Source organism: Kribbella sp. NPDC049174 (genome assembly GCF_043197365.1).
GTDB lineage: Bacteria > Actinomycetota > Actinomycetes > Propionibacteriales > Kribbellaceae > Kribbella.
On record NZ_JBICSZ010000001.1, the window covers coordinates 1,198,891 to 1,222,240 of the forward strand.

The following is a 23,350-nucleotide window of genomic DNA, read 5'->3' on the forward strand; positions in this document are numbered from 1 at the left end:
TGGGCGGTTGTCGGTGGTGCAGGTTAGCGTTCTCACCGCGATGGAAGAGTCGATCACGTTTCTGCACAGTTCGGACTGGCAGCTGGGGATGATGCGCCGGTTCCTGGGGCCGGACGGTCAGGCCCGGTGGGGTCAGGCCCGGCTGGATGCTGTCGCGCGGATCGGTGCCGTCGCAACCAGCACCGGTGCGGCCTTCGTGGTCGTCACCGGCGACGTGTTCGAGCACAACCAGGTCGAGCGGCAGACCATCTTGCGTGCTTGTGAAGCACTCAAGCGGATCCCGGTCCCGGTCGTCCTGCTGCCCGGCAACCACGACGCCCTCGAGCCCGGTTCGCTCTGGACGTCGGCGCAGTGGCAGGCGCACGCGCCCGAGCACGTGACCGTCCTGACCGACACCCAGCCGCTGGAGATCGTGCCCGGTGTCGAGATCGTCGGCGCGCCGTGGCGGTCGCGCCGCCCGCTGTCGGACCCGGCGGCACCCGGGTACGCCGACCTCAAGCCCGCGCCCGGTACGACGCGGATCCTGCTCGCGCACGGTCAGCTGACCAGCCTGAGCGGCGGCATGTCCGACGTACCGACCATCGATCAGGCCGCTCTGGAAGCGGCGGTCGCCGACGGACGGCTGCAGTACGTCGGTCTCGGCGACCGGCACTCGACAACGCGGGTGACCGATCGGATCTGGTTCTCCGGGACCCAGGAGGTCACGTCGCCCGAGGAGGACGATCCGGGCAACGTGCTCAAGGTGACCGTTGGCGGCGATGAGATCGACGTCGAGCCGGTGCGGGTCGGCGCCTGGCACATGGTCGACCATCGGGCCGAACTGTTCGACGAGGAGTCACTGCGGGGGCTGGAGGACTGGTTCGCGGAGTTGCCGGAGAAGGAGCGGACCTATGTCCGGCTGGCCGGCGACGGTTCGCTGTCCCTCCCGTTGCTGAGCCGGCTCGACGCGATGATCGACGCGCAGGGCGAGGTGTTCGCCAGTGTCGAGCGGTGGGCGAAGTTCTGGACCGTCCGGCCGGCGCCGGACGCCGGCGACCTGGACGCCTTGCAGTTGAGCGGCCCGGCGCGGGCGGCGATGGAGGAGTTGCGGCAGGCGCTGGCCGCGGGTGACGAGGGTGCCGGGGTGGCGCTGTCGTTGATGCACAGACTGGCTCGGGACGCGGGATGAGGTTGCACAGTCTGACGCTGCGGGAGTTCCGCGGCGTCAAGGACCGTACCGTCCGGCTGCCCGCGCTCGGCACCACTGTGGTCGTCGGCGACAACGAGGTCGGCAAGTCCAGCCTGGTCGAGGCGTTCGGCCTGATCTTCGACCTGCCGGACGACTCGAAGTCGACCCGGATCCGCGACATCCAGCCGGTCGGCCAGGATGTCGCCCCGGAGGTGACGGTCGAGCTCACCCTCGGCGGCAGCGAGCTCACCTACACCAAGCGCTGGCTGAAGAACCGCTCGACCGAGCTGACCGTCGTCGACTCCGATGGCCGGCGCAAGTCGTGGACCGGCCGCGAGGCGCACAACGAGGCCGAGCGGCTCTTCCACGAACACGTCGACCCGGTCCTGTGGCAGACACTGATGGTCAGCCAGGGGCAGTCGCTGGTGCTGCCGACACCGGCCGATGCCGAACCGCTGATCACCGCGGTGACAGCGGAGTCGGGGACGCCGGTCGACGGTGCGTCGATGCCGTTGGTGACAGCGGTCGAGCACGAGTACCTGCGCTACTGGACGCGCGGCGGTCGAGCGACCGGTGACTTCGCCAGGTCCGAGAAGGCCGTCTCCGCGGCAGAGCTCACCGCGGCGCAGGCGCTGAAGGCGATGGAGGAGGTCCAGCAGGACATCCGCCGCGCGGAGCGGCTGGCGCTCGACCTCGAGGACGTCACGAGCCGGCGCACCGATCACCTCACCTCGGTCGAGGAACTGCGTGAACGCAAGAAGGCGACCGACGAGATCCTGCTCCGCCGCGACTCGGTGAAGTCCCGCGCCGAGACCGCCCGCGCCCGGTTGGAGAACCACACCAGGACTCGGGTCGAGCGGGAGCGGCTGCTCGACGAGGTCGAGCGGTTCACCAAGTCCGACACCGAGCTGACCGAACGCCGGACCGATGCCGAGACGGTCGCCAAGACCGCGGCCGACATGGTGCACGCGGCCGAGGCGACGCTGGCCGAGGTGGTCGAGCTCAAGGACGCACGCCGTACCGACGTCCAGGAAGCGGAACGCCGGGTCTCGGAGTTGATGGACCGCGCCGAGCTGGACCGGTTGCTCGGCCAGCAGACCGAGCTGATCGACGTGCGTGCCCGGATCGCGGCGGCCGGGACGATCCTGGACCGGATCAAGGTCGACGATGCGCTGGTCGCGGCGCTGGAGGAAGCGCACGCCGCGGTCGTCGAGGCCCGCGCCGCGCTGGCGGCCGGCGTCCCGGAAGTGTCGGTACGACGCCTTGGCGCGGAGCTGGTCGAGTTGTCCGGGACCGGGCTCGATGCGGGCTCGGGCGGTGTGCCGGCCGAACTGGGCTTCGACGAATCGACCGAGCTGCTGGTCTCCGGTGAGCTGATGATCGGCGTACCGGGGCAGGTCGAGGTGACGGTCCGGGCCGGCGGGGAAGCCGCGACGCTGCGGTCGCGGGTGGACGACGCGGTTCGGCGCGAGAAGGACCTGCTGAAGAAGGCCGGCGTGAAGGATGTCGCGGCCGCGCGGGAATTGCTGCGGAAGGCCGACACGGCATCTGCCGAGTTGCACGAGGCCCGGCGGACCGAGCGGTCGCTGACGGCTGGTGGTGATCCGGGGGAGCGGATCGCGGTGCTGACCGCGCGGCTCGGGCCGGACGAGCCTGAGGACGCGGCGGACCAGCACGCCGCGGTCGAAGGTGTGCCGGGTCAGATGTCGTTGTTCGAGGAGTTCGCGTCGCCGCATGACACGCTCTTCGACGACTTCGAGCCTCCGGTCAGCGAGCCTGACGACCTGACCGGCGCGCAGCGCACGCTCGAGGAGGCGCGTGACGCTCTTGCCGAGGCCGAGCGATTGCTGGGCGACGCGGAGTTCGCGGCGGCGCAGGCCCGGAAGGCGGCGGACGAGGATCGGTCGGAGGCGCAGAACGCGCGGGCGCGGTCGGAGATTGCAGCGGAGCGGCTGGCTGCGGCGGTCGACGCGTTGGAGGCGGCTCGGAGCGTTCTCGACGATGAGGCTGTTGCCGTCGCCGAGGCCGAAGCGACCGGTGAGGTCGAGGCGGTGCTCGAGGAGCTGACCGCCGTACAAGATCAGGCGGATGCTGCTGGGGCTGACCAGGTCGCCGGTGAGTTGGCAGACGCGTTGGCTGTGGCTGGGCGGTTGCAGGGCGAGCGAGACACCTTGCGTGACGCGCTGCGGACGACCGAGGGTCGCCTGGAGCAGTCGAGCCGGGACGGGTTGGCGACGCGGCGCGATGTGGCCGAGCTGGAGTTGGCCGCCGTACGGGCGGAGCACGACAGCTTGCGGCGCCGGGCCGACGCGGCTCGGCGGGTGTTCGAGACGTTGAGCCGGCATCGGGCCGAGGCGCAGACGAAGTACTCCGAGCCTCTGCAGAGCCGGATCGAGTCGCTCGGGCGCAGTGTGTACGGACCGTCGTTCCGGGTCTGGCTGGACGACGACCTCGCCGTGTCCGAGCGCGAGCTGGATGGCGCTCGGCTGCCGGTCGAGGCGCTGTCGACGGGTGCTCAGGAGCAGTTGGCGATCATCACCCGGCTGGCGATCAGCCACCTGGTCAGCACCGGTAAGCACAGTGTGCCGGTCATCTTCGACGACGCCCTCGGCTGGTCCGACAAGGCCCGCCTGCGCGACATGGGCGCACTCCTCGGCCGGGCCGGCGACCACGGCCAGGTCATCATCCTGACCTGCATGCCGGACCGCTACGAGTACGTCCCGAAGGCCACCTTCATCAAGCTGGACGGGTGATCCGCTCCGGCGCGCTGTAGACGACGCAGCGGTCGCCCCGGGTGAAGCCTGCCACGGTGACGTTGAACCGCCGGGCCAGCTCGACCGCCAGACTCGACGGTGCGCCTACCGCCACGATCATGCCGATCCCGGCGGCGACTGCTTTCTGGATGATCTCGTACCCGGCGCGGCCGCTGACCACCAGGACGAGGCCTTTGCGGCTGTGGTTGTTGAGGACGGTCCAGCCGACCACCTTGTCGACGGCGTTGTGACGGCCGACGTCCTCCTTCACCACGACCTTCCGGCCGTCGGCGGTGAACAGGCCGGCCGCGTGCAGGCCACCGGTGCGGCTGAACATCGGCTGACCGTCGCGGAGCAGGTCGGGCAGGCGTCGTACGACGTCGATGCTTGTCTCGACCGGGTCGACGGGGGCGTAGTCGCGTTCGGCCAGTTCGTCGAGGCTCTGCTGACCGCAGACACCGCAGGCTGCCGACGTCACGCCGTACCGCTGTGGCGGCTCCCGGTCAGGCGGGCCGTCGAACGTGACGGTGACGGTGTTGAACTGCTGCTCCCGGGTCAGCTTCACATCGGTGCAGTAGGCAACGGTCCTGATCGCGTCCGGCCGCACCGCGAACCCTTCGCCGAGGCAGAACCCGGCCGCCAGCTCGAAGTCGGAGCCGGGCGTCCGCATCGTCACTACCAGCGGCTCGGGCGGGCGACCGGGCCACTCCAGCCGCAGCTCGAGCGGCTCCTCGGTGACGACGACGTCTTCACGCCGCGACGTCCGATCGCCGTCCAGCACCTCGACCTTGAACCTCGTCGTCGGACCTTTGGTCATCGTCGTCCTCGCTTCGCTCCGGGCGCCGATGACCATGCGTCGCTGTGTTTGATGATGAACTCGCTCCGCTCGTTCATAGTTCCACCGTAGGCGCTCTCACCAGCCGCGGCGCGAGGCGAGCCATTCGAGGAAGGTCCAGGCGTAGAACCGCTGGTGCTCCCGGAGCGCCGGCGTACACCCGACCGGCGGCGGAGCGTCGGCCCGCGTCATCATGTACGCCGCCACGGCCGCGATGAAGCAGTCGAGATGATCAGCCGGTACGTCGACCGTCAGCGGACTGCTGTGGATCGCGGCGGTCGTGTCGATGCCGTGGTGCTGGGCGACTGGCAGCAGACCGACCCAGTCCATCCAGCGCGGCCCGAGGGCGAGCCAGTTCCAGTCGAAGGTCCAGCAGGTGCCGTCCGCGTCGATCAGCATGTTGTCCGGCCGCAGATCGCTGTGTGTCGCCGACTCTCCGGCGAACACTTCCGGCGCCAGTCCGATCAGGTCGACCAGCTCGGACAAGACCTTCGGCACCCACGGTTGGAGGCCGGTCGCCAGCGGCATCTCGCCAGCCAGGATCCGGGCGGGGGTTTGCAGCGGCGAGTCGTTCTCGTCGAGGTCACTCAGGAAGCTGTGTAAGCCGTCGAACGGACTCGGGTCCATCACATCGGCCATCCGCTCGCAGGCCGCGGTCACTCGCGCGAAGTCCTCGGCCGTCCACGGCGCACCAGGCATCCGGCCCTGCACCCACTCGGAAACCACCGCGAACCACTGACGCTCGCCGGCACTGGCGTGTGCGGAACCGACGATGGCGGGAACTCGGATGGCCGACGGAAGTCGGGGGACCACCCCGGCTTCGCGTTGGTAGGCGCGGTACGAGTGGAGGGTGTCGTCGGAGGCCTTGATGAACACGCGCCGGCCGTCGGACAAGCGGGCAGGTGCGGCGAACCCGCCGGTGAAGCCTGAGCTGACCGACGGTCCGGCCTCGACGACCTCGCTGCCCAGGGCAACGGCCAGCGACTCTCGCAAGCTCGCCGGGAGCGTGTCCCAATCCGGTCGCAGCGAAGTTGCGGTGTAGTCGACATCGGGCGCTCCGGTCATACCGCAAGACCCTAGAGTGCGCGGCGGCCGGTCGCCTGTGGTTTACCGTGCCGGGTGTGACTGGACTGGAGGCACTGCATGCGCTCGACCTGGTCGGGATCTTCGTGTTCGGGATCACCGGCGCGCTGGTCGGCGTACGCAAGAAGCTCGACGTGTTCGGCATCCTGGTGCTCGCGCTCGTCACCGGGCTCGGCGGCGGCTTCATCCGGGACGTGCTGATCGGCGCGATCCCGCCGGCCGCGCTGGAGGACTGGCGCTATCTGGTGGTCCCGGTCGTGGCCGGGCTGATCACGTTCTTCCTGCATCCGAGGATCGGCCGGGTCGAGCGGCTGATGAACATCTTCGATGCGGCCGGGCTCGCGCTGTTCTGCGTGACCGGCGCACTGAAGGCGATCGATTTCGGCCTGTCGCCGCTCTCGGCCGCTCTGCTCGGCACCATCTCCGGAATCGGCGGCGGCGTGATCCGCGACATCCTCAGCGGCCGCGTCCCGGTCGTCCTGCGCGCCGAGATCTACGCCACCCCGGCGTTCCTCGGCGCCGGCATCGTGGTCGTCGCGGCCGCCCTCGACTACGACGCTGTGTGGGTGCCGATCGTCGGCGCGGTCACCTGCTTCACCATCCGACTGCTGGCCATCCGGCGCGGCTGGAACGCGCCGCTACCCCGCCATCCGTGACGGCGCGGCCCAGCCGTTGACGACGGCAACCAACTCCAGATAGCGATGCCAGCGCGGGCCGGCCTCGGTCCGGCGGAGCTCGATCAGCCGGTCGCGCAGCCCCGGATCGTGCCGGAGCGGCGCGTCGGCCTCCGCCGCGATCGTGCGGTACCCCGCAGCCATCCGCCGAACCGCGGCCCGGAAGGTGTCGTCCTGGACCAGCGACGCCAGCTCCAGCCAGGCTTCGACCTGCCGGGGGTCAGCGTCGTCGGGCAGCACCGGCGTGAGGTTCTGCCGGATCGCGGCGAAGCCGGGGTCGTCGCCGAGGGTCGAGGTCAGGAAGTCGGTGATCAGGGCCTGGCGCTCCTGGGCGGACCGGGCGGTCAGTTCATGCATGCGTTCGAGCTCCTCTGGCGTCGAGTGACGATGGGCGACCACCGACAGCACCGCGTGCTGCAGTTGCAGCGTCCGGATCTGGACGGCGACGGCCTCGGCGTGCGCAGTGAGTACGTCGGCGAGCGCCCGCTCCCGTTCGAGCACCGCCCGCACCGTAGCCAGCTCGATGCCGAGACCCCGCAACGTCCGGATCAGCTCCAGCCGCGCCACCGCGCCGGCGTCGTACCGGCGGTGACCGGCAGCAGTACGACGTGACTCGAGCAGCCCGAGGTCGGAGTAGTACCGCACCGTCTTGACGGTCACCCCGGCCCGTCGTGCCAGCTCACCGATCGAGTGGTCCATGCCCACACCCTCACATCTCCCCTCGGAGGAGATACAAGGCTAGTTGTGCGCGAACCGCGTCTTCGGGCGGGCGAAGGTGATCGAGACGGCGGCGATCAGGGCGCAGGCGCTGCCGAAGGCGACCGGGACCCAGTACGCGTCGGACGGGCCCCACAGGTCGACGGCGTGGCCCGAGGCGGCGTTGCCGGGGGCCACACCGAGGAGGATGCCGGTGACGGTCCAGGTGATCGCCTCGGTGAGCCGCTGCGGCGGCACCCACTCCTCGACGCAGGCGGTGACCGCGACCATGGTCGGCGCGATGGTCATCCCGCAGCAGAACAGGACGACGCCCAGCATGAGCACGCTGTCGACGAAGGGGAGCGGCGCAAGGGTGAGCGCGAGCAGGATCGTGCCGATCAGCAGGCGGCGCTCGACCGGTGCGCGCCAGTGCACCGAGCCGTACCAGAGGCCGGCCAGCAGGCTGCCGAACGCCCACACGGCCAGTACGACGCCGGACATGCCGGCCTGGCCCTTCTCGGTGGTGAACGCGACCGTGATGACCTCTGCGCCGCCGAGAGTCGCGCCGAGGCCGAGACCGATCAGGCTGAGCAGCAGGATCGAGACCCAGGGGAGTGGCGCCTGCTCGGCTCCATCGGACTTGCCGCGGCCAGGCGGGTCGGACGCACGCAGCAGCGCGAGCCAGATGCCACCGGCCAGTCCCAGTACGCCGGCTGCGGCCAGAGCGGCGTACGGACTGACCTGGGTGGCGAGCGCCGTGACCAGCACCGGGCCGACGATGAAGACGACCTCGTCACCGACCGCCTCGAGGGCGAACGCGGTCTGCAACGCCCGGCCCCGGCCGAGCAGGTGCGTCCAGCGGGCGCGGACGAACGAGCCCACCTGCGGACGGGTGCCACCGGCAACGAACGACAACACGTAGAGCACCCACGTGGCGTAGTCGGCCCGTACGGCGACCAGCAATGCCGCGAGCGCGATCGTGCAGACCACGGAGCCGATGATCAGCAGCGTGCGCTGCCCGAACCGGTCGACCAACCGCCCCTGGATCGGCCCGGTCAGCGCGCCCGCGATCACGGCGACACCGGAGACCGCTCCGGCCAGGCCGTACGAGCCGCTCTCCTGCGCGATCAGGATGACGATGCCGAGCCCGATCATCGAGATCGGCATACGCCCGAGGATCCCGGCGGTGAAGAACGCACTCGCACCGGGACGGCGCATGAGATGGACATAGGGCTTGAGCATGAGGGACCGGGAACACCCTAACCGGGCCCGGCCCGGACCCGTGTATCCATTTCACCGCCGCCCGGCGGACCGGTCTCACCACCCGGCTGAGAAACTTGGAGCATGCCAGTGGATGCTTCGCCGTACGACGCGGTGCTGTTGCTGTCCTTCGGGGGGCCCGAGAAGCCGGACGACGTGCTGCCGTTCCTGCAGAACGTGACGCGGGGCCGGGGGATCCCCGACGAGCGGCTGAAGGAGGTCGGGGAGCACTACTACGCGTTCGGTGGAAAGAGCCCGATCAACGACCAGAACCGCGCGCTGCTCGAGGCCCTGCGGGAGTCGTTCGACGAGATCGGGCTGGACCTGCCGCTCTACTGGGGCAACCGCAACTGGGCACCGTACCTGACCGACACGCTGCGGCAGATGGCCGACGACGGCATCCGCCGGGCGGTGGTGATCGTGACCTCGGCCTACCCGTCGTACTCGGGCTGCCGGCAGTACCGCGAGAACCTCGAGGACGCCGCACGGCTGGTCCCGAACGCCCCACGGATCGACAAGCTCCGGCACTACGCGAACCACCCCGGCTTCGTCGGCTCGTTCGTCGAGGCGACCGCGAAGGCGCTCAGCGAGCTGCCCGAGGGCTCGGCGATCGCGTACGTGACGCACTCCATCCCGACCGCGATGAACGCGACCAGCGGACCTGACGGCAACGGGTACGTCGACTGGCACCTGGATGTGGCGGCGGAGATCGACACCGAGATCGAGCGCCGGACCGGCCAGGCCCGCCGGAGTGACCTGGTCTACTGCTCGCGCTCCGGCCCGCCGCAGGTGCCGTGGCTGGAGCCGGACGTGAACGACCATCTGGAGGCCCTTGTGGCGGCCGGCGTACCAGGGGTGGCCGTCGTACCCATCGGGTTCGTCAGTGACCACATGGAGGTCATCTACGACCTCGACACCGAGGCCGCCCAGACGGCCGAGAAGCTGCACCTGCCGATGGTCCGGGCCGCAACCCCCGGCACCGACGCGCTGTTCGTCAGGATGCTCCGCGACCTGGTCGTCGAGCGGGCCGCGGCCGAGCGCGGCGAGGAGCCGGTCCGGCCCTGCGTCGGCAAGCTCGGCCCGGCCTGGGACGACTGCCGCCACGACTGCTGCCCACCCCTGCGTCGACCCACCCAACCAGTGAAGGAAGCTGTATGACCGCCGTTGACTCCCAGGACCTGCTCAAGCTGGCCGTGGAGGTGGCGGAGGAGGCGGCGCGGCTGATCGTCGAACGCCGCCGCGGCACGATCACGGTCGCCGACACCAAGAGCACCGTCACCGACGTGGTCACCGCGGTCGACCGGGAGTCCGAGGAGCTGATCCGGGCCCGGATCCTGCAGGCCCGCCCGGACGACTCGTTCCTCGGCGAGGAAGGTGACGACGTGGTCGGCACCAGTGGCGTCCGCTGGGTGGTCGACCCGATCGACGGCACGGTGAACTACCTGTACGACATCCCGACGTACGCCGTCTCGATCGCGGTCGAGTACGACGGGGAGACCGTGGCCGGTGTGGTCGTGGACGCGCCGCGGGGCGAGGTGTTCACCGCGACCAAGGGCGGCGGCGCGTTCCTGGACGGCAAGCCGATCCGGGTGTCGGGGTGCACCGAGCTGAGCAAGGCCCTGGTCGGGACCGGGTTCGGGTACGACCCGGCCCGGCGGGAGGTCCAGGCCGCGGTGATCCAGCAGTTGATCGCCGAGGTCCGCGACATCCGGCGGATCGGGGTCGGAGCGATCGACCTCTGCTACGTCGCCTGCGGCCGGCTCGACGCGGTCTACGAACGCGGACTGAATCCGTGGGACTACGGAGCGGGTGCGCTGATCGCGGCCGAGGCCGGCGCGGCGGTCGGCGGGCTGAACGGGGCCGCAGTGTCGCCGGAAATGTCGATCGCGGCCAGTCCGGCCCTGTTCGAGCCGTTCCACGACCTGCTGGCCGCGGCAAACCCACTGCGCGCGTAAGTGTCGCTGAGTGCTCATTAGTGCGCAGGATTGAGCATCCATGAGCATTCTGGTGTTCGGTCCTGACAAATGTGGCGACACGCGGGTCGCTAGGTGGACCCTGACGCGCGGGTAGGGCCCTTCATAGGGCACAATCCCGTCCTCGGGAACGGTTGTTGCCGGTCCCGGCCTGGCTGTCAAGGGTTTCGGGGGACGAAAGATTCCAGTGCGGAATTTCTCGGCCGCTCTACCCGTTCAAGGGCTCAGCAGGCAACACCACGGGTACGAAGAGGGCAGGGAAACACCATGGCGACTGATTACGACGCCCCGCGCAAGACGGATGAAGATGCTTCCGAAGAGTCGATCGAGGAACTGAAGACTCGCCGTCACGACAAGAACTCCGGCAAGGTCGACGAGGACGAGGCCGAAGCCGCCGAGAGCTTCGAGCTGCCCGGTGCCGACCTGAGCCACGAAGAGCTGGCGGTGCGGGTGCTCCCGCGTCAGGCCGACGAGTTCACCTGTTCGAGCTGCTTCCTGGTTCACCACCGCAGTCAGCTCGCCGAGACGAAGAACGGGCAGCTGATCTGCCGCGATTGCGCAGCCTGACACCAGCGCCCTACTTCGGCATCAACCGCAGCGGGACCGCCCCCAGACCTCTGGGGACGGTCCCGCTGTTGTGCTCCGGGCCTTTAGTCGTCGTCCTTCGTAATGCTCTTGACCAGGCCGCCCTTGACGGCGTCCTGCTCGTAGCCGGGCGGTGCGTACCCGGTGGACTTCAGCCAGTACGCCGCCGCGCGCTTCTCGGCGAACAGCTTCGCGGCCGCCGCCGCGGCCCCGCTCGCGACCGCCCAGGTCACCACCTCGGCGTAGCCACCCTCGCCGGCCTTCGGCGGCTTACCACCCGAGCCGACCTTCCAGGCCGTGCTGACCGCCTTGTTCGCGACCAGGCCCACGACCAGCGTGAACGCGGCCAGCACCAGCTTCCAGCCGATCTTCGCTCCGACCACAACAGCCTCCTAACGCACAGTCCCCGACAGTCAGGATCTTGCCACGCTGTTCCCTGTCAGGGCGGCCGCCAATCGGTCCGGATGCCGCGTGGCGATCACCCAGTACGGCGCCGGGTCACGCGGGTCGGTGATCTCGACCCGGACCGCGCCCCGCACGTAGCTGCGCAGCAGCAGGTAGGCCTTCGGGTCGCAGTCCCGCCCGAACGCGTGCCGCGCGTCGTCCCCGGTCAGTGCCTCGACCGTGCCCAGGTGCGCCCGTTCGATCACGGCCCGCCCGGCCCGGAGTCGCTCACCGTCCACCTCGACCCGCGCACCGCCGTACTGGAGGAAGAAGAGGACCAGCAGGAGCAGGGCGGTGCCGCCGACCAGGACGCCGGCGAACGTGCCGACCGGTACGGCGGTGATGACGAACAGCGTGACGGTCGCGGCGGCGGCGATGATCCACCACGACACCGGCACCCTCAGGTTCTCGCGATAGACACCCACAGGACCAGCCTGGCACGTGGCCGGTCCGGCTCCATCGGTAGGGTCCTCCCGTGACCGAGGTTCTGATCCAGCGACTCGACCCCGACCTGCCCCTCCCGTCCTACGCGCATCCCGGCGACGCCGGCGCGGACCTGGTGGCGGCGAGCGACATCACCCTCAAACCCGGCGAACGCGGCCTGGTCGGCACCGGGATCGCGATCGCGCTCCAGGACGGGTACGCCGCCTTCGTGCACCCTCGCTCCGGACTGGCCGCCAAACACGGGGTGACACTGGTCAACGCACCGGGCACCGTGGATGCGGGCTACCGCGGCGAGATCAAGGTCTGCCTGATCAATCTGGACCCGGATGCCGAGATCACGTTGCGGCGCGGTGACCGGATCGCGCAGCTGGTGATCCAGCAGGTGGAGAGGGCCCGGTTCGTCGAGGTGACCACGTTGCCGGGGTCGGCCCGCGGCGACGGGGGGCACGGCTCGACCGGCGGTTTCGGTGATGTGACACGCTGAACAAGGTGCGCCCGTTGACCTGACGGATGCGCGAGACTACGGCGGCTGTACGTCAAGAAGAATCAGGCAGTACCAATGGAGAAGCAGAGGCAAGAGCAGTGATCTTCCGCCGCAAGGCCAAGAACGAAGACCTCGAGAACGAGCAGGCGCTCGCCGACGAGGAGGCCGGTACGCCGGAACCGCGGGCCGAGGGCCCGTTCGACTCCACCGAGGTCGACGCCGACGTCCTGGAGGCGGAGGACCGGATCAACCTGGGCGCCCTGGTGATCACCGGCCAGCCGGGGATGGAACTGCGGCTGCAGGTGGACGAGCAGTCCGGCCAGGTGCAGGCGATCCTGCTGGTGCTGGAGGACTCCGCCCTCGAGCTGCGCGCGTTCGCGGCCCCGAAGAAGACCGGTATCTGGTCCGAGGTCCGGCGTGAGATCGCCGCCGAGGCGAGCCGGATGGGCGGCACGGCGACCGAGACCGAGGGGCCGTTCGGCACGGAGCTGGTGCTCGTCGTCCCGGTCGAGGACCCGGACGGCCAGATCTTCAGCCAGACCTCGCGGGTGATCGGTGTGGACGGTCCGCGCTGGCTGCTCCGGGCCACGGTGCTCGGCCGGGCGGCCGTCGAGCCGGACGCGGCGCCGCCGATGGAGGAGACGCTGCGCAACACCATCGTGGTCCGTGGGACCGAGCCGATGGCGGTGCGTGAATCGCTGCCGTTGCAGCTGCCGCCGGGCGCTCAACCGGCTGCCGAAGCCGAGGCGTGACGGACTACACTCGAATCATGGGTAGCGACAAACCCGCGGGGCTGTTCCGGCGTGCTTTCCGCGGGCTGGCCGGTGACCGGGACCAGCAGGACGCCGAAGTTCTCCGGGACTTCGCGCAGGACTGCGGTGCCCGGTCCATCACCGGCTGCCACGACCGCGAGATGGTCACCTTGTTCGGCACGCTGCGCACCATTACGTTCAGCCCTCGCGGCGGCGTACCAGCCTTGGAGGGCGAGTTGTACGACGGCACCGGCACGGTCAAGCTGATCTGGCTCGGCCGGCGCAAGATCGCCGGGATCCACCCCGGCTCCGAGCTGATCGCGTCGGGGCGCATCGGTGTGGTCGACGGCGACCGGGTGATGTTCAACCCGCGCTACGAGCTCCGTCCGCAGGCAGCGCATGGCTGACCCGACGTCGCCCCGCGACGAGGTCGAGGGCGACCAGCAGGCCGAGCACGGCCTGCGCCGGCAACTGGACGAACATCTCGACGAGCAACTCGTCGAGATGCTGCGTCCGGAGGTCGAGGCCGCCGAGTCCGTCCTGACCGGCGACGGTGACAAGGACCGTGACAAGGAGCAGGACAAGGACGGCGCCGCGAAGGCCGAGCCGGGCAAGCCGCAGACCACGGACAAGGACTTCTTCCACGCCCTCGGTGGCTGGGGTGCGCTGCTCGACATCGGCCTGCCCTGGATCGCGTTCCTGATCGTCTACGCCGCCAGTGACCACGATCTGTCGCTCGCGCTGATCGTCGCGGTCGCGTGCGGCGCGGCGGTCGCCGTACTGCGGGTGCTGCGCAAGCAACCGCTGCGCAACGTGGCCGGCGGCTTCGTCGGCGTCCTCATCTCCGCCTGGGTCGCGAACCGCACCGGCGATGCGAAGGATGTCTACCTGCCCGGGTTCTTCACGAACCTCGCGTACTTCGCTCTCTACTCGCTCACCGTGCTGATCCGCTGGCCACTGTTCGGCGTCCTGTACGGCGTGATCACCCAGACGGGCACGGCCTGGCGCCGGGACCCCGCGATGCTGAGAGGTTTCACCCGCGCAACGCTGGTCTTCGCGGCGCTGTTCGCCCTCCGGCTTGTCGTTCAGGTGCCGCTGTACCTCATCGACAGCCTGAACGCCCTCGGCATCGCGAAGGTCGGCATGGGCCTTCCGCTCTACGCGCTCGCGCTGTGGCTCGCGTACGCCGTACTGCGTGGATCGCTGCCGCCGGACAAGTGGGACGAGGCCCGCGACCACGTCACCCATCTGCTCCGCGGGAACAGGAAGTAGGAAAAGCCCGGGCCACACGGCCCGGGCTTTCCCTTTGTCTGGCTCCTACTTGCGGTGGTGCGGCGAGAGCATGTCCTCGAGCTGTTCCTCGGTCTCGTCGGCGGCGACGAACAGGAGCTCGTCGTTCAGCTCCAGGGTGCCTTCCGGGTCCGGGCGCAGCACGCGGCCCTCGCGCAGGATGACGACCAGCGCGGTGTCCAGCGGCCAGTCGATGTCGCCGACCCGCAGGCCGATCATCGGGGAGTCCTCGGGCAGGGTCAGCTCGACCAGGTTCGCGTCGCCCTGGCGGAAGGTGAACAGCCGGACCAGATCGCCGACCGAGACGGCCTCCTCGACCAGTGCGGACATGATCCGCGGGGTGGACACCGAGACGTCCACACCCCAGGCCTCGTTGAACATCCATTCGTTCCGCGGGTGGTTGACCCGGGCAACGGTCCGGGGAACGCCGAACTCGGTCTTGGCCAGCAGCGAGACGACCAGGTTGACCTTGTCGTCCCCGGTACTGGCGATCGCGACCTGGCAGCGCTGCAGCGCGGCCTCCTCCAGCGAGGACAGCTCGCAGGCGTCGGCCAGCAGCCACTCGGCCCGAGGCACCGACTCGGCCTTGATCGCCCGCGGGTCCTTGTCGATCAGCAGCACCTCGTGGCCGTTCTCCAGCAGCTCGGCGGCGATCGAACGGCCGACGTTGCCGGCGCCGGCGATGGCTACCCGCATCACAGCTCCTCAGGCTTGGTGCCGAGTTGGGTCTCGACCGCGGCGGCGTCCCGTTCCAGCATCACCACGTGGACCAGGTCACCCTCCTGGATGACCGTGTCGGCCTTGGGCAGCAGGCCCTCGCCCAGCCGGGTCAGGAACGCGACCCGGGCGCCGGTGGCCTTCTCGATGTCGAACGCGGGCCGCCCGACCCAGCCGGAGTGCACGTGGACCTCGGCCAGCCGGACCGTGGCGGACGGGTCGCGCCACTCCGGTTCGGAGCCCTCCGGCAGCAGCCGGCGCATCATCTGGTCGACGGTCCAGCGCACGGTGCCGACGGTCGGGATGCCGAGCCGCTGGTACACCTCGGCGCGGCCCGGGTCGTAGATGCGGGCCACCACGTTGTTGATACCGAAGGTCTCCCGGGCCACCCGGGCGGCCAGGATGTTGGAGTTGTCGCCGTTCGAGACCGCGGCGAACGCCTCGGCCTGCTCGATCCCGGCCTCGGTCAGGATCTCCCGGTCGAAACCCATCCCGGTGATCGTCCGGCCGGTGAAGTTCGGGCTCAGCCGGCGGAACGAGTCGCCCGCCTGGTCGATGATCGCGACCGTGTGGCCCCGCTTCTCCAGGGTTCTCGCCAGCGTCGACCCGACGCGGCCGCAGCCCATGATGACGACGTGCACTGGGTGATCACTCCTTGCCCCGGCTGGGGCCACTGGCATCGGTTCGGCAGGGATAGACGCTACACCGGAAGAGGGCTCCCGCTAACATCACCGGACCGGGGTTCCCTCTAACATCACCGGTGTGACCCCCGCTCTCGGCGACATCGGCAAAAGGCTGCTGCTCGGCCGCAAACTGCGCAGCACGCAGCTCGGTGAGACGTTGCTGCCCAAGCGCATCGCCCTGCCCGTTTTCGCCAGCGACGCACTGTCGTCGGTCGCCTACGCGCCCGACGAGATCTTCCTGACCCTGTCTCTGGCCGGTCTGACCGCGCTGACGATCTCGTGGAAGGTCGCCATCGTCGTCGCGCTGGTGATGCTCGTAGTGGTGGCGTCGTACCGGCAGAACGTTCACGCCTACCCGTCCGGTGGCGGCGACTACGAGGTGGCCAACGTCAACCTCGGGCCGACCGCCGGTCTGACCGTGGCCAGCGCGCTGCTGGTCGACTACGTACTGACCGTGGCGGTGTCGATCTCGTCGGCGGCGCAGTACGCGGCCTCGGCGATCCCGTCGCTGGAGGGTCACCAGGCGACCGCCGCGGTGATCGCGGTGCTGTTCCTCACCACGATGAACCTGCGCGGTATCCGTGAGTCCGGGGCGGCGTTCGCCATACCGACGTACATCTTCATGGTCACCATCCTCGGCATGGCCGCGTTCGGGTTCGGCCGGCTGCTGTTCGGGACGCTGCCGCAGGCCGAGACTGCGGTCTTCGACGTCGCCGCCGAAGACCCGTTCGTGCAGGGGGCGGGTGGCCTGGCGATGGGCTTCCTGGTGCTGCGCGCCTTCTCGTCCGGCTGTGCCGCGCTGACGGGAGTCGAGGCGATCAGCAACGGTGTGCCCGCGTTCAGGAAGCCGAAGAGCAAGAACGCGGCGACCACGCTGCTGCTGCTCGGCTGCATCTCGATCGCGATGATGCTCAGTGTGGTGGCGCTGGCCAACGTGATGAAGGTGCGTTTCGCTGAGGACCCTGCGCACCAGTTGCTCCGCGACGGCGTACCGGTCGGGGACAGCTATCACCAGGACCCGGTCATCGGGCAGCTGGCCCAGGGGATCTTCGACCACTTCTCGCCCGGCTTCTACCTGGTCGCCGCGGCCACCGGCGTGATCCTGGTGCTCGCCGCCAACACCGCGTTCAACGGCTTCCCGGTGCTCGGCTCGATCCTGGCACGGGACGGCTACCTACCGCGGCAGCTGCACACCCGCGGCGACCGGCTCGCGTTCAGCAACGGAATCATCATCCTGGCCGCGTTCGCGATCTTCCTGATCATCGCCTTCGACGCTGAGGTGACCCGGCTGATCCAGCTCTACATCGTCGGCGTGTTCGTCTCGTTCACGATCAGCCAGACCGGCATGGTCCGGCACTGGACCCGGTTGCTGAAGACCGAGACCGACGGGGCGAAGCGGCGGCAGATGCACCGGTCCCGGACGATCAACACGATCGGCCTGACCATGACCGGCGTGGTGCTGGTGATCGTGCTGCTCACCAAATTCACCCACGGCGCCTACATCGCGATCATCGCGATGGCGGTGCTGTTCGTGCTGATGAAGGGCATCCGCCGGCACTACACCACGTTCAGCAAGCAGATGGCGGCCGAAGGCGACGAGCAGTTGATGCTGCCGTCCCGGGTGCACTCGATCGTGCTGGTCTCCAAGCTGCACAAGCCGACCCTGCGGGCGCTGGCCTTCGCCAAGGCGGCCCGGCCGTACACGCTGGAGGCGGTCACGGTCGACGTCGACCGGGAGGAGTCGGAGACGCTGCAGGCCGAGTGGGACCGCCGGGGCATCCCGGTCCCGCTGAAGCGGCTGGCCTCGCCGTACCGGGAGATCACCCGCCCGATCCTGCAGTACGTCCGCGACATCAGGCGGCAGTCGCCGCGCGACGTGGTGATGGTCTACATCCCCGAGTACGTCGTCGGCCACTGGTGGGAGCACATCCTGCACAACCAGAGTGCCCTGCGGCTCAAGGGGCGCCTCTTGTTCACACCTGGTGTCATGGTTACGTCGGTTCCTTACCAGCTGATCTCGTCGCAGGCAGCAGAGGAACGGCAGGACCGGGAGGAGCGGGTGGCAGGCCAGGTACGGCGTGGAGCCCGCAAGGCGTCAGGAGATCGGTGACAGGCGAGGACATCGTCGGGGCGGTAGTAGAGCTCGAAGTAGGACCAGTAGCGCACGGGGGACACTGTGTAGCCCGGCACGAGGGACAGGTGGTGTTCGTCCGGCACGCGTTGCCGGGTGAACTGGTGCACGCTCGCGTCACCGAACAGAACGCGAAGTACCTGCGGGCGGACGTCGTCCAGGTCCTCACGCCGTCTCCGCAGCGGATCGAGCCACCCTGCCCGTACGCCGGGCCGGGGCTGTGCGGAGGCTGCGACTTCCAGCACGCCAACATCGTGGAGCAGCGCCGGCTGAAGGCCACCGTGGTGTCGGACACGCTGCGGCGGATCGGCGGGATCGAGCGCACGGTGGTGATGGAGTCCCCAGGCGACGACGGTCTCGGCTGGCGGACCCGGATGAGGTACGCCGTGGTAGACGGGCGACCCGGGATGTACGCGCACCGGTCGCACGACCTGATCCAGATCGACAAATGCCTGATCGCGCACCCGGACAGTCCGGACGTGCTGGGGGAGCGGTGGCCTGGCGCGGCATCGGTGCAGACTGTCGTCTCGTCTGAGGGCAAGACCGCCGTACTGACCGACGAGGAATCCAGCGGGCGCGTCGTGGAGGTCGTGCGCAATCGGCGGTTCCGGGTGGAGGCCGGTGGGTTCTGGCAGGTGCATCCTGCCGCTCCGGAGACGCTGGTGGACGCCGTACTGAGTGGACTTGAGCCCGCGGCGGGGGAGACGGCGCTCGACCTGTATTCGGGTGTCGGGCTGTTCGCTGCCTTCCTGGCTGAGGCTGGGTGCGCGGTGCTGGCCATCGAGGGTGACAAGGACGCGGTACGCAATGCGCGGCGGAATCTGCACGACCTGCCGGACGTGACGCTGGAGACCGGCGACGTGGACCGCGTACTTAACACAGCGGTCGGGCAGGGGCTCGAACACGTCGACCTGGTCGTCCTGGACCCGCCGCGGACCGGTGCCGGCAAGGACGTCGTACGGCGGATCGCGGCGCTGACACCTCGGCGGGTGGCATACGTGGCCTGCGACCCGGCAGCGCTCGCGCGGGACCTGAAGACCTTCGGCGGCCTCGGCTACGGGATCGCGTCGCTCCGGGCTTTCGACCTCTTCGGGATGACCCACCACATCGAGTGCGTCGCGATCCTGGAGCCTGTGGACAGTGAAGTGGTGAGTGGCCGGGGGCTCGGGTAGCGTTCTGGCCCTGGATTCCAATGCGCTGGAGACCTGATGCCGCTCGTTGACCTGGACGACCCGGAGGAGTTGCGCGCCCGCTGGAGCGCACTCGCCGCGGTCGCCCATGCCACCGGGTTCGACCGGCGGTGGTACGCCGACGAGGCGGGCTACCACCACCAGGACGAGACCGGATCCATCCTGCGGATGGTGCGGCTCGAGGGCGGGCGGTCGGTGCTGTTCGGGTTCCACACCCAGCACAGCCGGACCACCGGGTCGGACCTGCTCGCGGGCTCGCCGGACTGGATCGGCCAGCCGGAGGTGCGGCACCTGATCGCCAGGGGCGAGCTGGGCTTCGTGTACGGCGCGTTCAACGGGACGTGGGCGCGGGCGTCGTACCCGGGGGATCCGTGGCAGCCGGCCGACGACGGGTTCGCGCCGATCGGGCAGTGGATCACGTCGGACGAGGAAGCCGCCGGCGAGATGATCGAGTGGGTCGCCGAGTGGGCCGACTACCTCGGCGGGCTGGACGAGCTGCTGCCGTCCGGGGTCCAGCTGATCCGGGCGGCCGGGGCGGGCTGCATCACGGCCGACGTACTGGGGGAGTTCTTTGACCGGTTCGGCATCGACCCGCGGTCGCCGGTGCAGCCGGATCTGCCCGCCGGCGTCGTCGCGGCCGAGGACTTCAACTTTGCATTCGCCGAACGGTTGGCCGACGAACCTGACACAGCCGAGGTCTCGGTCGTTGAAGATGTCGTGACAGGAGCATCCGAGGGTCCGGAGGACGAGGAGTCGTACGTCGTCCCGCCCGGTATCAGCCCGTTCACCGGCCAGCCGATCGACGACTCGGCGCCTTATCGGGCGGCTGCGTCCTCTGCGGCTTCGCCTGCTGGCGCACCCGGAGCAGCGCCTGGTATCGGGGCCGGTGCGGCGCCTGGTGTCGGGCCCGCTGCGGCGCGTGGCGTCGCGCCTGGTGTCGGGCCTGCAGCGCCGCCTGCTGGCTCGCCTGCCGCGCCGCCTGCTGGGGAGCCTCACATGGCGTCGTACGTGCAGACGCCGTACCGCGCGGAGCCTCCGGCTCGTTCCGACGACTACGGCGTGGTCGAGAAGAAACAAGGATGGCTGCGCCGCCGGAAGCACGACGACACCCCCCAGCCGGAGCTCGACCCACCGGCCGATGCCTTCCCAGGCGGCCCCGCGTCCGGCACCTACCTCCCCGACGGCGAACTGGGCGGCAGCCTGCCCTACGGCGCGCTGCCTTCATCAGAGCCGCCACGTGTCGGCGGTGGCGTCCACGAGGGCGAAGACTTCTACGCCAGCCTCTTCGCCGACGCCCCATCCGCCGCTGCGTACCACCAGGAAACCCCGCCCGCCGACGAGCAGGACTGGGAAACCGCCGAACAACAGGCCTGGTCCGACCAGGACGCCACCAGCGAATACACCCCCTTCACCGACGACCCCGCCGACGCCGCACCCCCCGTCGACCCACCCGCGCCCCCGGACCGCGAATGGATAGGCGGCGCCTGGATCAACGGCGAATGGATAGAAGACCCCGCCTCCCACCACCCGGCTCCAACCGCCCAGCCGGAACACCACACGGCGCGCTCCGACCCCCAACAACCCCACCCAGCCACCCGGCCGTTCCCGGCCGACCCCCACGCGCCCCAGGCCGACCCCCACTCGCCCCAGGCCGACCCCCACAGGCCCCAGGCCGAGCCGCACTCGTTCCGGACCGATGCCCATTCGTTCCCGGCCGAGCGCCAGCCGCTGCCGGCCGACCCCCACTCGTTCCCGGCCGACCAGCCGCTCGAGGCTGAGTCCCAGGCGTTCCCAGCTGAGCCCGAGTCGTACTCGGCAGAGCACCGGCCGTACCCAGCCGAGCCGGCGGCCGACCAACCCGGCGCCATCCCCTCCGCTCCAGATACAGCCTTCGAAGACGACGACGCCCCAACCGCCGAGATCGCCGCCATCCTCGACCCCGAGCCTGCCGACGCCCCCGACGAAGAAGACGAACCCTCCTCCTTCACCGGCCCGTCCCCCTTCGCCCCCGTCACCACCCCGGCAACCCACCACCCGGTCGACGACCCCGCAGCCCGCTTCAACCAGCCCCGCGCCGAGGAACCCGCCGCCCAGTTCGACCCGCCCGCCGCACGCTTCGACGAGCGGCCCGCTCGGCCCTACCAGTCCCACGGCGGAGTCGAGGAGCGCCTGGCACACCTCGAAGAGTCCGCCGCCCGCCGCGACCACCCCGCGGACTCGCCGGCCGCTCGCCTCGACCAGAGCCGAGCGGGGACCGAGCAGCACCCAGCGCACCTCCAGGAGCCCAGGGCTCGCGTCGAGGAGTCGTCCGCGCGCTTCGACCGGTCCGGAGACCAGCCCGCCGCCCGCCTCGACCGAGGCGGCGACGAGCCCGGGGCTCGTCTCGAGCAGCCCTTCTCTCACCCCGGCCAGGACGCCGCGCACGGCTCTGCGCCAGCTGCTCGCGCTGACGCGCGGACCGGTCATGCAGACAGCCCCACGGCCGAGCCCTCCGCGCCTGCGGAGCAGTACGACACCCCAGCGACCACTGCAGACGCGCAGTACGGCACGTCAGCGCCCGAGTCCGCAGCGCCCGCCTCGCAGTACGACGACCCCGAGGACGACCTCACCGCGGAAATCCCCGTGGTCCCAGACGAGCTGCCGACGGCAACTGCTGAGCAGCTCGCACCGGAGCAGGCCGCATCGGAGCAGCGCACGGTGGAGCAGCCTGTGCTGGAGCAGCACACGCCGGGGCAGCCTGCACTGGAGCAACGCACGGCGGAGCAGTTTGCATCGGAGCACGCCGCACTGGAGCAGCGCACGGTGGAGCAGCCCGTGCTGGAGCAGCGCTCGGCGGGGCTGCCTGGGGCAGAGCGGCCCGGGGCCGAGCATGAGCAGCCTGTGCCGGGAGGCGTGGCGCCGGCGTTGCGGTTTAGCGTGCAGGTGGATCCGGATGCTGAGGAGGACGAGGTCTTCGGGGCTGCTCCGGCGGCTAAGGCTCAGGTTGAGCCTCATCCTCAACCTCAGCCTTGGCCCCAGCCGCAACCGCGCCCCGAGCCTTGGCCCCAGCCCGAGCCCCACCCGGCCCCGTGGCCACAGCCCGACCCGACCGGCCCCGAGCCCACGCCCGGGCCCGACCCATACCCACAGCCCGGGCCGGAGCCGGAGCCCACCCCAGGCCCGATGCCCGGCCCCGACCCCGAGCCCTGGCCCGAACCCGAGCCGAGCCCGCAACCCACTCCGGAGCCAGAGCCCGAGCCCTGGCCAGAACCTGAGCCCGAGCCGTCCCCCCAACCCGAGCCCGAGCCATCCCCCTGGCCGGAGCCCGAGCCGTCCCCACAGCCAGACCCCATGCCCCGCCCCGAGCCCACCACCCACGCGGCCCGGTACGACGCCCCGGCACACCCAGGCACACAGTCCGACGAGACCGGCTACAACGGTTCAGAACACCCAGGCGCACAGGCGGAGGACGAGGCCGGGTACGACGCCCCAGGCCACCCCACCGAGCACGCGGCGCACCTCGATGAGCCGAGTCGGCAGGGGTTCTACGACGAGCGTGCGGGGCGGTTCGCGGATGATGACGATGAGCCGACCAGTTTCATTCCTGTGGTGGACGGGGAGCACGCAGGGGATGTGGATCGGTCGGCGGCTGTGGATGTGGCGGCGGCGGTGGGGATGTCTATTCCTGGGTTGGGGCTGGTCGGGACCGACGGGCCGCGGATCGAGGCGCCGCCGGGGTCGATCGAGGAGGCTATGCGGGCCGAGGTCGAGCGGCCGCGGCCGCGGCCGCAGGAGTCCGAGGCTTTCAAGGCTCTGCACGCGTGGTGCCGGGCTCGGACCGCAGTGGTGCCGTCCGGGTTCACCATCCAGGTCCAGGTGCTCGATCCGTCCGCTCCGTCGTACCGGTTCGACCTGGAGCCGCCGGATGCGGACGACCCGGAATTCGCGGCCGACAAGCTCAGCGGTCTGCTCGGCGACCTCTGGATCACCGAGGCGTCAGGTGAACTCGGCGGCTGGCTGTTCGCCCGGATCGACGCGGCCGGCCGGACGTTGCGGATCGACCGGTGGTACGACCGGGTGCCCGACTGGTGGGACAACCCGGTCGAGCCGCGCCTCGACGTGCACGGTCTGGTGCGGCGGCTGAACGACCGCGGTCCCGAGTGGCAGCCGTCGTACCTGGAGAGGCTGTACACCACCGCGAGATAGCGT

21 protein-coding genes are annotated in these 23,350 nt (G+C 70.0%); 13 read left to right on the forward strand and 8 right to left on the reverse strand.

Annotated features, from left to right (window positions below; all coding sequences use genetic code 11):
• Window positions 1-40 precede the first annotated feature (40 nt).
• Together ACGFIF_RS05515 and ACGFIF_RS05520 are read left to right on the forward strand one after the other, a co-directional pair.
• A complete protein-coding gene (locus ACGFIF_RS05515; protein WP_393151749.1) occupies window positions 41-1,168 on the forward strand; it encodes an exonuclease SbcCD subunit D in 1,128 nt (375 codons plus the stop codon).
• The gene (locus ACGFIF_RS05520) at window positions 1,165-3,921 is read left to right on the forward strand and encodes an AAA family ATPase (RefSeq protein WP_393151751.1); all 2,757 of its coding nucleotides are present in this window, start codon (window positions 1,165-1,167) and stop codon (window positions 3,919-3,921) included. The genes ACGFIF_RS05515 and ACGFIF_RS05520 overlap by 4 nt, the downstream gene beginning before the upstream one ends.
• On the opposite strand, the gene fdhD is transcribed toward ACGFIF_RS05520, so the two are convergent.
• Both fdhD and ACGFIF_RS05530 read right to left on the reverse strand, forming a co-directional pair.
• Window positions 3,905-4,738: a formate dehydrogenase accessory sulfurtransferase FdhD gene (gene fdhD, locus ACGFIF_RS05525; RefSeq protein ID WP_393151753.1), complete on the reverse strand. Its 834-nt coding sequence runs from the start codon at window positions 4,736-4,738 to the stop codon at window positions 3,905-3,907. The genes ACGFIF_RS05520 and fdhD overlap by 17 nt on opposite strands.
• A 96-nt stretch (window positions 4,739-4,834) precedes the next feature.
• The gene (locus tag ACGFIF_RS05530) at window positions 4,835-5,821 is read right to left on the reverse strand and encodes a phosphotransferase family protein (RefSeq protein ID WP_393151755.1); all 987 of its coding nucleotides are present in this window, start codon (window positions 5,819-5,821) and stop codon (window positions 4,835-4,837) included.
• 47 nt (window positions 5,822-5,868) lie between these two features.
• Here ACGFIF_RS05530 and ACGFIF_RS05535 point away from each other — a divergent pair, with 47 nt between their 5' ends.
• Window positions 5,869-6,495, forward strand: a complete 627-nt coding sequence (locus ACGFIF_RS05535) for a trimeric intracellular cation channel family protein (protein ID WP_393151757.1) — start codon at window positions 5,869-5,871, stop codon at window positions 6,493-6,495.
• Here the strand turns inward: ACGFIF_RS05535 and ACGFIF_RS05540 are convergent.
• Window positions 6,478-7,212: a MerR family transcriptional regulator gene (locus ACGFIF_RS05540; protein WP_393151759.1), complete on the reverse strand. Its 735-nt coding sequence runs from the start codon at window positions 7,210-7,212 to the stop codon at window positions 6,478-6,480. The two genes, ACGFIF_RS05535 and ACGFIF_RS05540, sit on opposite strands and share 18 nt — an antisense overlap.
• Before the next feature lie 39 nt (window positions 7,213-7,251).
• Window positions 7,252-8,451 carry an MFS transporter gene (locus tag ACGFIF_RS05545; protein WP_393151761.1) on the reverse strand — a complete coding sequence of 400 codons (1,200 nt, stop codon included), beginning with the start codon at window positions 8,449-8,451 and terminating at the stop codon, window positions 7,252-7,254.
• Between the two features lie 102 nt (window positions 8,452-8,553).
• Between ACGFIF_RS05545 and ACGFIF_RS05550 the strand changes: the two genes are divergently transcribed.
• From ACGFIF_RS05550 to ACGFIF_RS05560, 3 genes are all read left to right on the forward strand, one after another.
• Window positions 8,554-9,627 carry a ferrochelatase gene (locus ACGFIF_RS05550; protein WP_393151763.1) on the forward strand — a complete coding sequence of 358 codons (1,074 nt, stop codon included), beginning with the start codon at window positions 8,554-8,556 and terminating at the stop codon, window positions 9,625-9,627.
• The gene (locus ACGFIF_RS05555) at window positions 9,624-10,424 is read left to right on the forward strand and encodes an inositol monophosphatase family protein (protein ID WP_393151765.1); all 801 of its coding nucleotides are present in this window, start codon (window positions 9,624-9,626) and stop codon (window positions 10,422-10,424) included. The genes ACGFIF_RS05550 and ACGFIF_RS05555 overlap by 4 nt, the downstream gene beginning before the upstream one ends.
• A 285-nt stretch (window positions 10,425-10,709) precedes the next feature.
• Window positions 10,710-11,009 (forward strand): DUF4193 domain-containing protein, encoded by a 300-nt coding sequence (locus ACGFIF_RS05560; protein WP_130379292.1) that lies wholly within the window; start codon window positions 10,710-10,712, stop codon window positions 11,007-11,009.
• 83 nt (window positions 11,010-11,092) lie between these two features.
• Here the strand turns inward: ACGFIF_RS05560 and ACGFIF_RS05565 are convergent, their stop codons facing one another.
• Window positions 11,093-11,410, reverse strand: a complete 318-nt coding sequence (locus ACGFIF_RS05565; RefSeq protein ID WP_393151768.1) for a DUF4235 domain-containing protein — start codon at window positions 11,408-11,410, stop codon at window positions 11,093-11,095.
• A 30-nt stretch (window positions 11,411-11,440) separates the two neighbouring features.
• Window positions 11,441-11,896 carry a DUF3093 domain-containing protein gene (locus ACGFIF_RS05570; RefSeq protein ID WP_393151770.1) on the reverse strand — a complete coding sequence of 152 codons (456 nt, stop codon included), beginning with the start codon at window positions 11,894-11,896 and terminating at the stop codon, window positions 11,441-11,443.
• Between the two features lie 50 nt (window positions 11,897-11,946).
• Between ACGFIF_RS05570 and dut the strand changes: the two genes are divergently transcribed.
• The 4 genes from dut (at window position 11,947) to ACGFIF_RS05590 (ending at window position 14,423) form a co-directional block, all read left to right on the forward strand.
• Window positions 11,947-12,399 (forward strand): dUTP diphosphatase, encoded by a 453-nt coding sequence (gene dut, locus ACGFIF_RS05575; protein WP_393151772.1) that lies wholly within the window; start codon window positions 11,947-11,949, stop codon window positions 12,397-12,399.
• Window positions 12,400-12,497: 98 nt separating this feature from the next.
• Window positions 12,498-13,151, forward strand: coding sequence for a DUF3710 domain-containing protein (locus ACGFIF_RS05580; RefSeq protein WP_393151774.1), 654 nt, complete (start codon window positions 12,498-12,500; stop codon window positions 13,149-13,151).
• Between the two features lie 17 nt (window positions 13,152-13,168).
• Window positions 13,169-13,558, forward strand: coding sequence for an OB-fold nucleic acid binding domain-containing protein (locus ACGFIF_RS05585; RefSeq protein ID WP_393151776.1), 390 nt, complete (start codon window positions 13,169-13,171; stop codon window positions 13,556-13,558).
• On the forward strand, window positions 13,551-14,423 hold the full coding sequence (locus ACGFIF_RS05590; protein WP_393151778.1) for a DUF3159 domain-containing protein: 873 nt from the start codon (window positions 13,551-13,553) through the stop codon (window positions 14,421-14,423). The genes ACGFIF_RS05585 and ACGFIF_RS05590 overlap by 8 nt, the downstream gene beginning before the upstream one ends.
• Window positions 14,424-14,468: 45 nt before the next feature.
• On the opposite strand, the gene ACGFIF_RS05595 is transcribed toward ACGFIF_RS05590, so the two are convergent.
• Window positions 14,469-15,137, reverse strand: a complete 669-nt coding sequence (locus ACGFIF_RS05595) for a TrkA family potassium uptake protein (protein ID WP_132211811.1) — start codon at window positions 15,135-15,137, stop codon at window positions 14,469-14,471.
• Entirely contained in the window at window positions 15,137-15,799 is a 663-nt protein-coding gene (locus ACGFIF_RS05600; protein ID WP_393151780.1) for a potassium channel family protein, read from the reverse strand. The genes ACGFIF_RS05595 and ACGFIF_RS05600 overlap by 1 nt, the downstream gene beginning before the upstream one ends.
• 121 nt (window positions 15,800-15,920) lie before the next feature.
• Here ACGFIF_RS05600 and ACGFIF_RS05605 point away from each other — a divergent pair, with 121 nt between their 5' ends.
• The 3 genes from ACGFIF_RS05605 to ACGFIF_RS05615 are packed head-to-tail and all read left to right on the forward strand — an operon-like array spanning window position 15,921 to window position 23,347.
• Complete coding sequence (locus ACGFIF_RS05605; protein ID WP_393151782.1) at window positions 15,921-17,951, forward strand: APC family permease; 2,031 nt, start codon at window positions 15,921-15,923, stop codon at window positions 17,949-17,951.
• The gene (locus tag ACGFIF_RS05610; RefSeq protein ID WP_393151784.1) at window positions 17,948-19,144 is read left to right on the forward strand and encodes a class I SAM-dependent RNA methyltransferase; all 1,197 of its coding nucleotides are present in this window, start codon (window positions 17,948-17,950) and stop codon (window positions 19,142-19,144) included. Before ACGFIF_RS05605 ends, ACGFIF_RS05610 begins: the two co-directional genes overlap by 4 nt.
• 36 nt (window positions 19,145-19,180) lie before the next feature.
• Entirely contained in the window at window positions 19,181-23,347 is a 4,167-nt protein-coding gene (locus ACGFIF_RS05615; RefSeq protein ID WP_393151786.1) for a hypothetical protein, read from the forward strand.
• The last annotated feature ends 3 nt before the right edge of the window (window positions 23,348-23,350 follow it).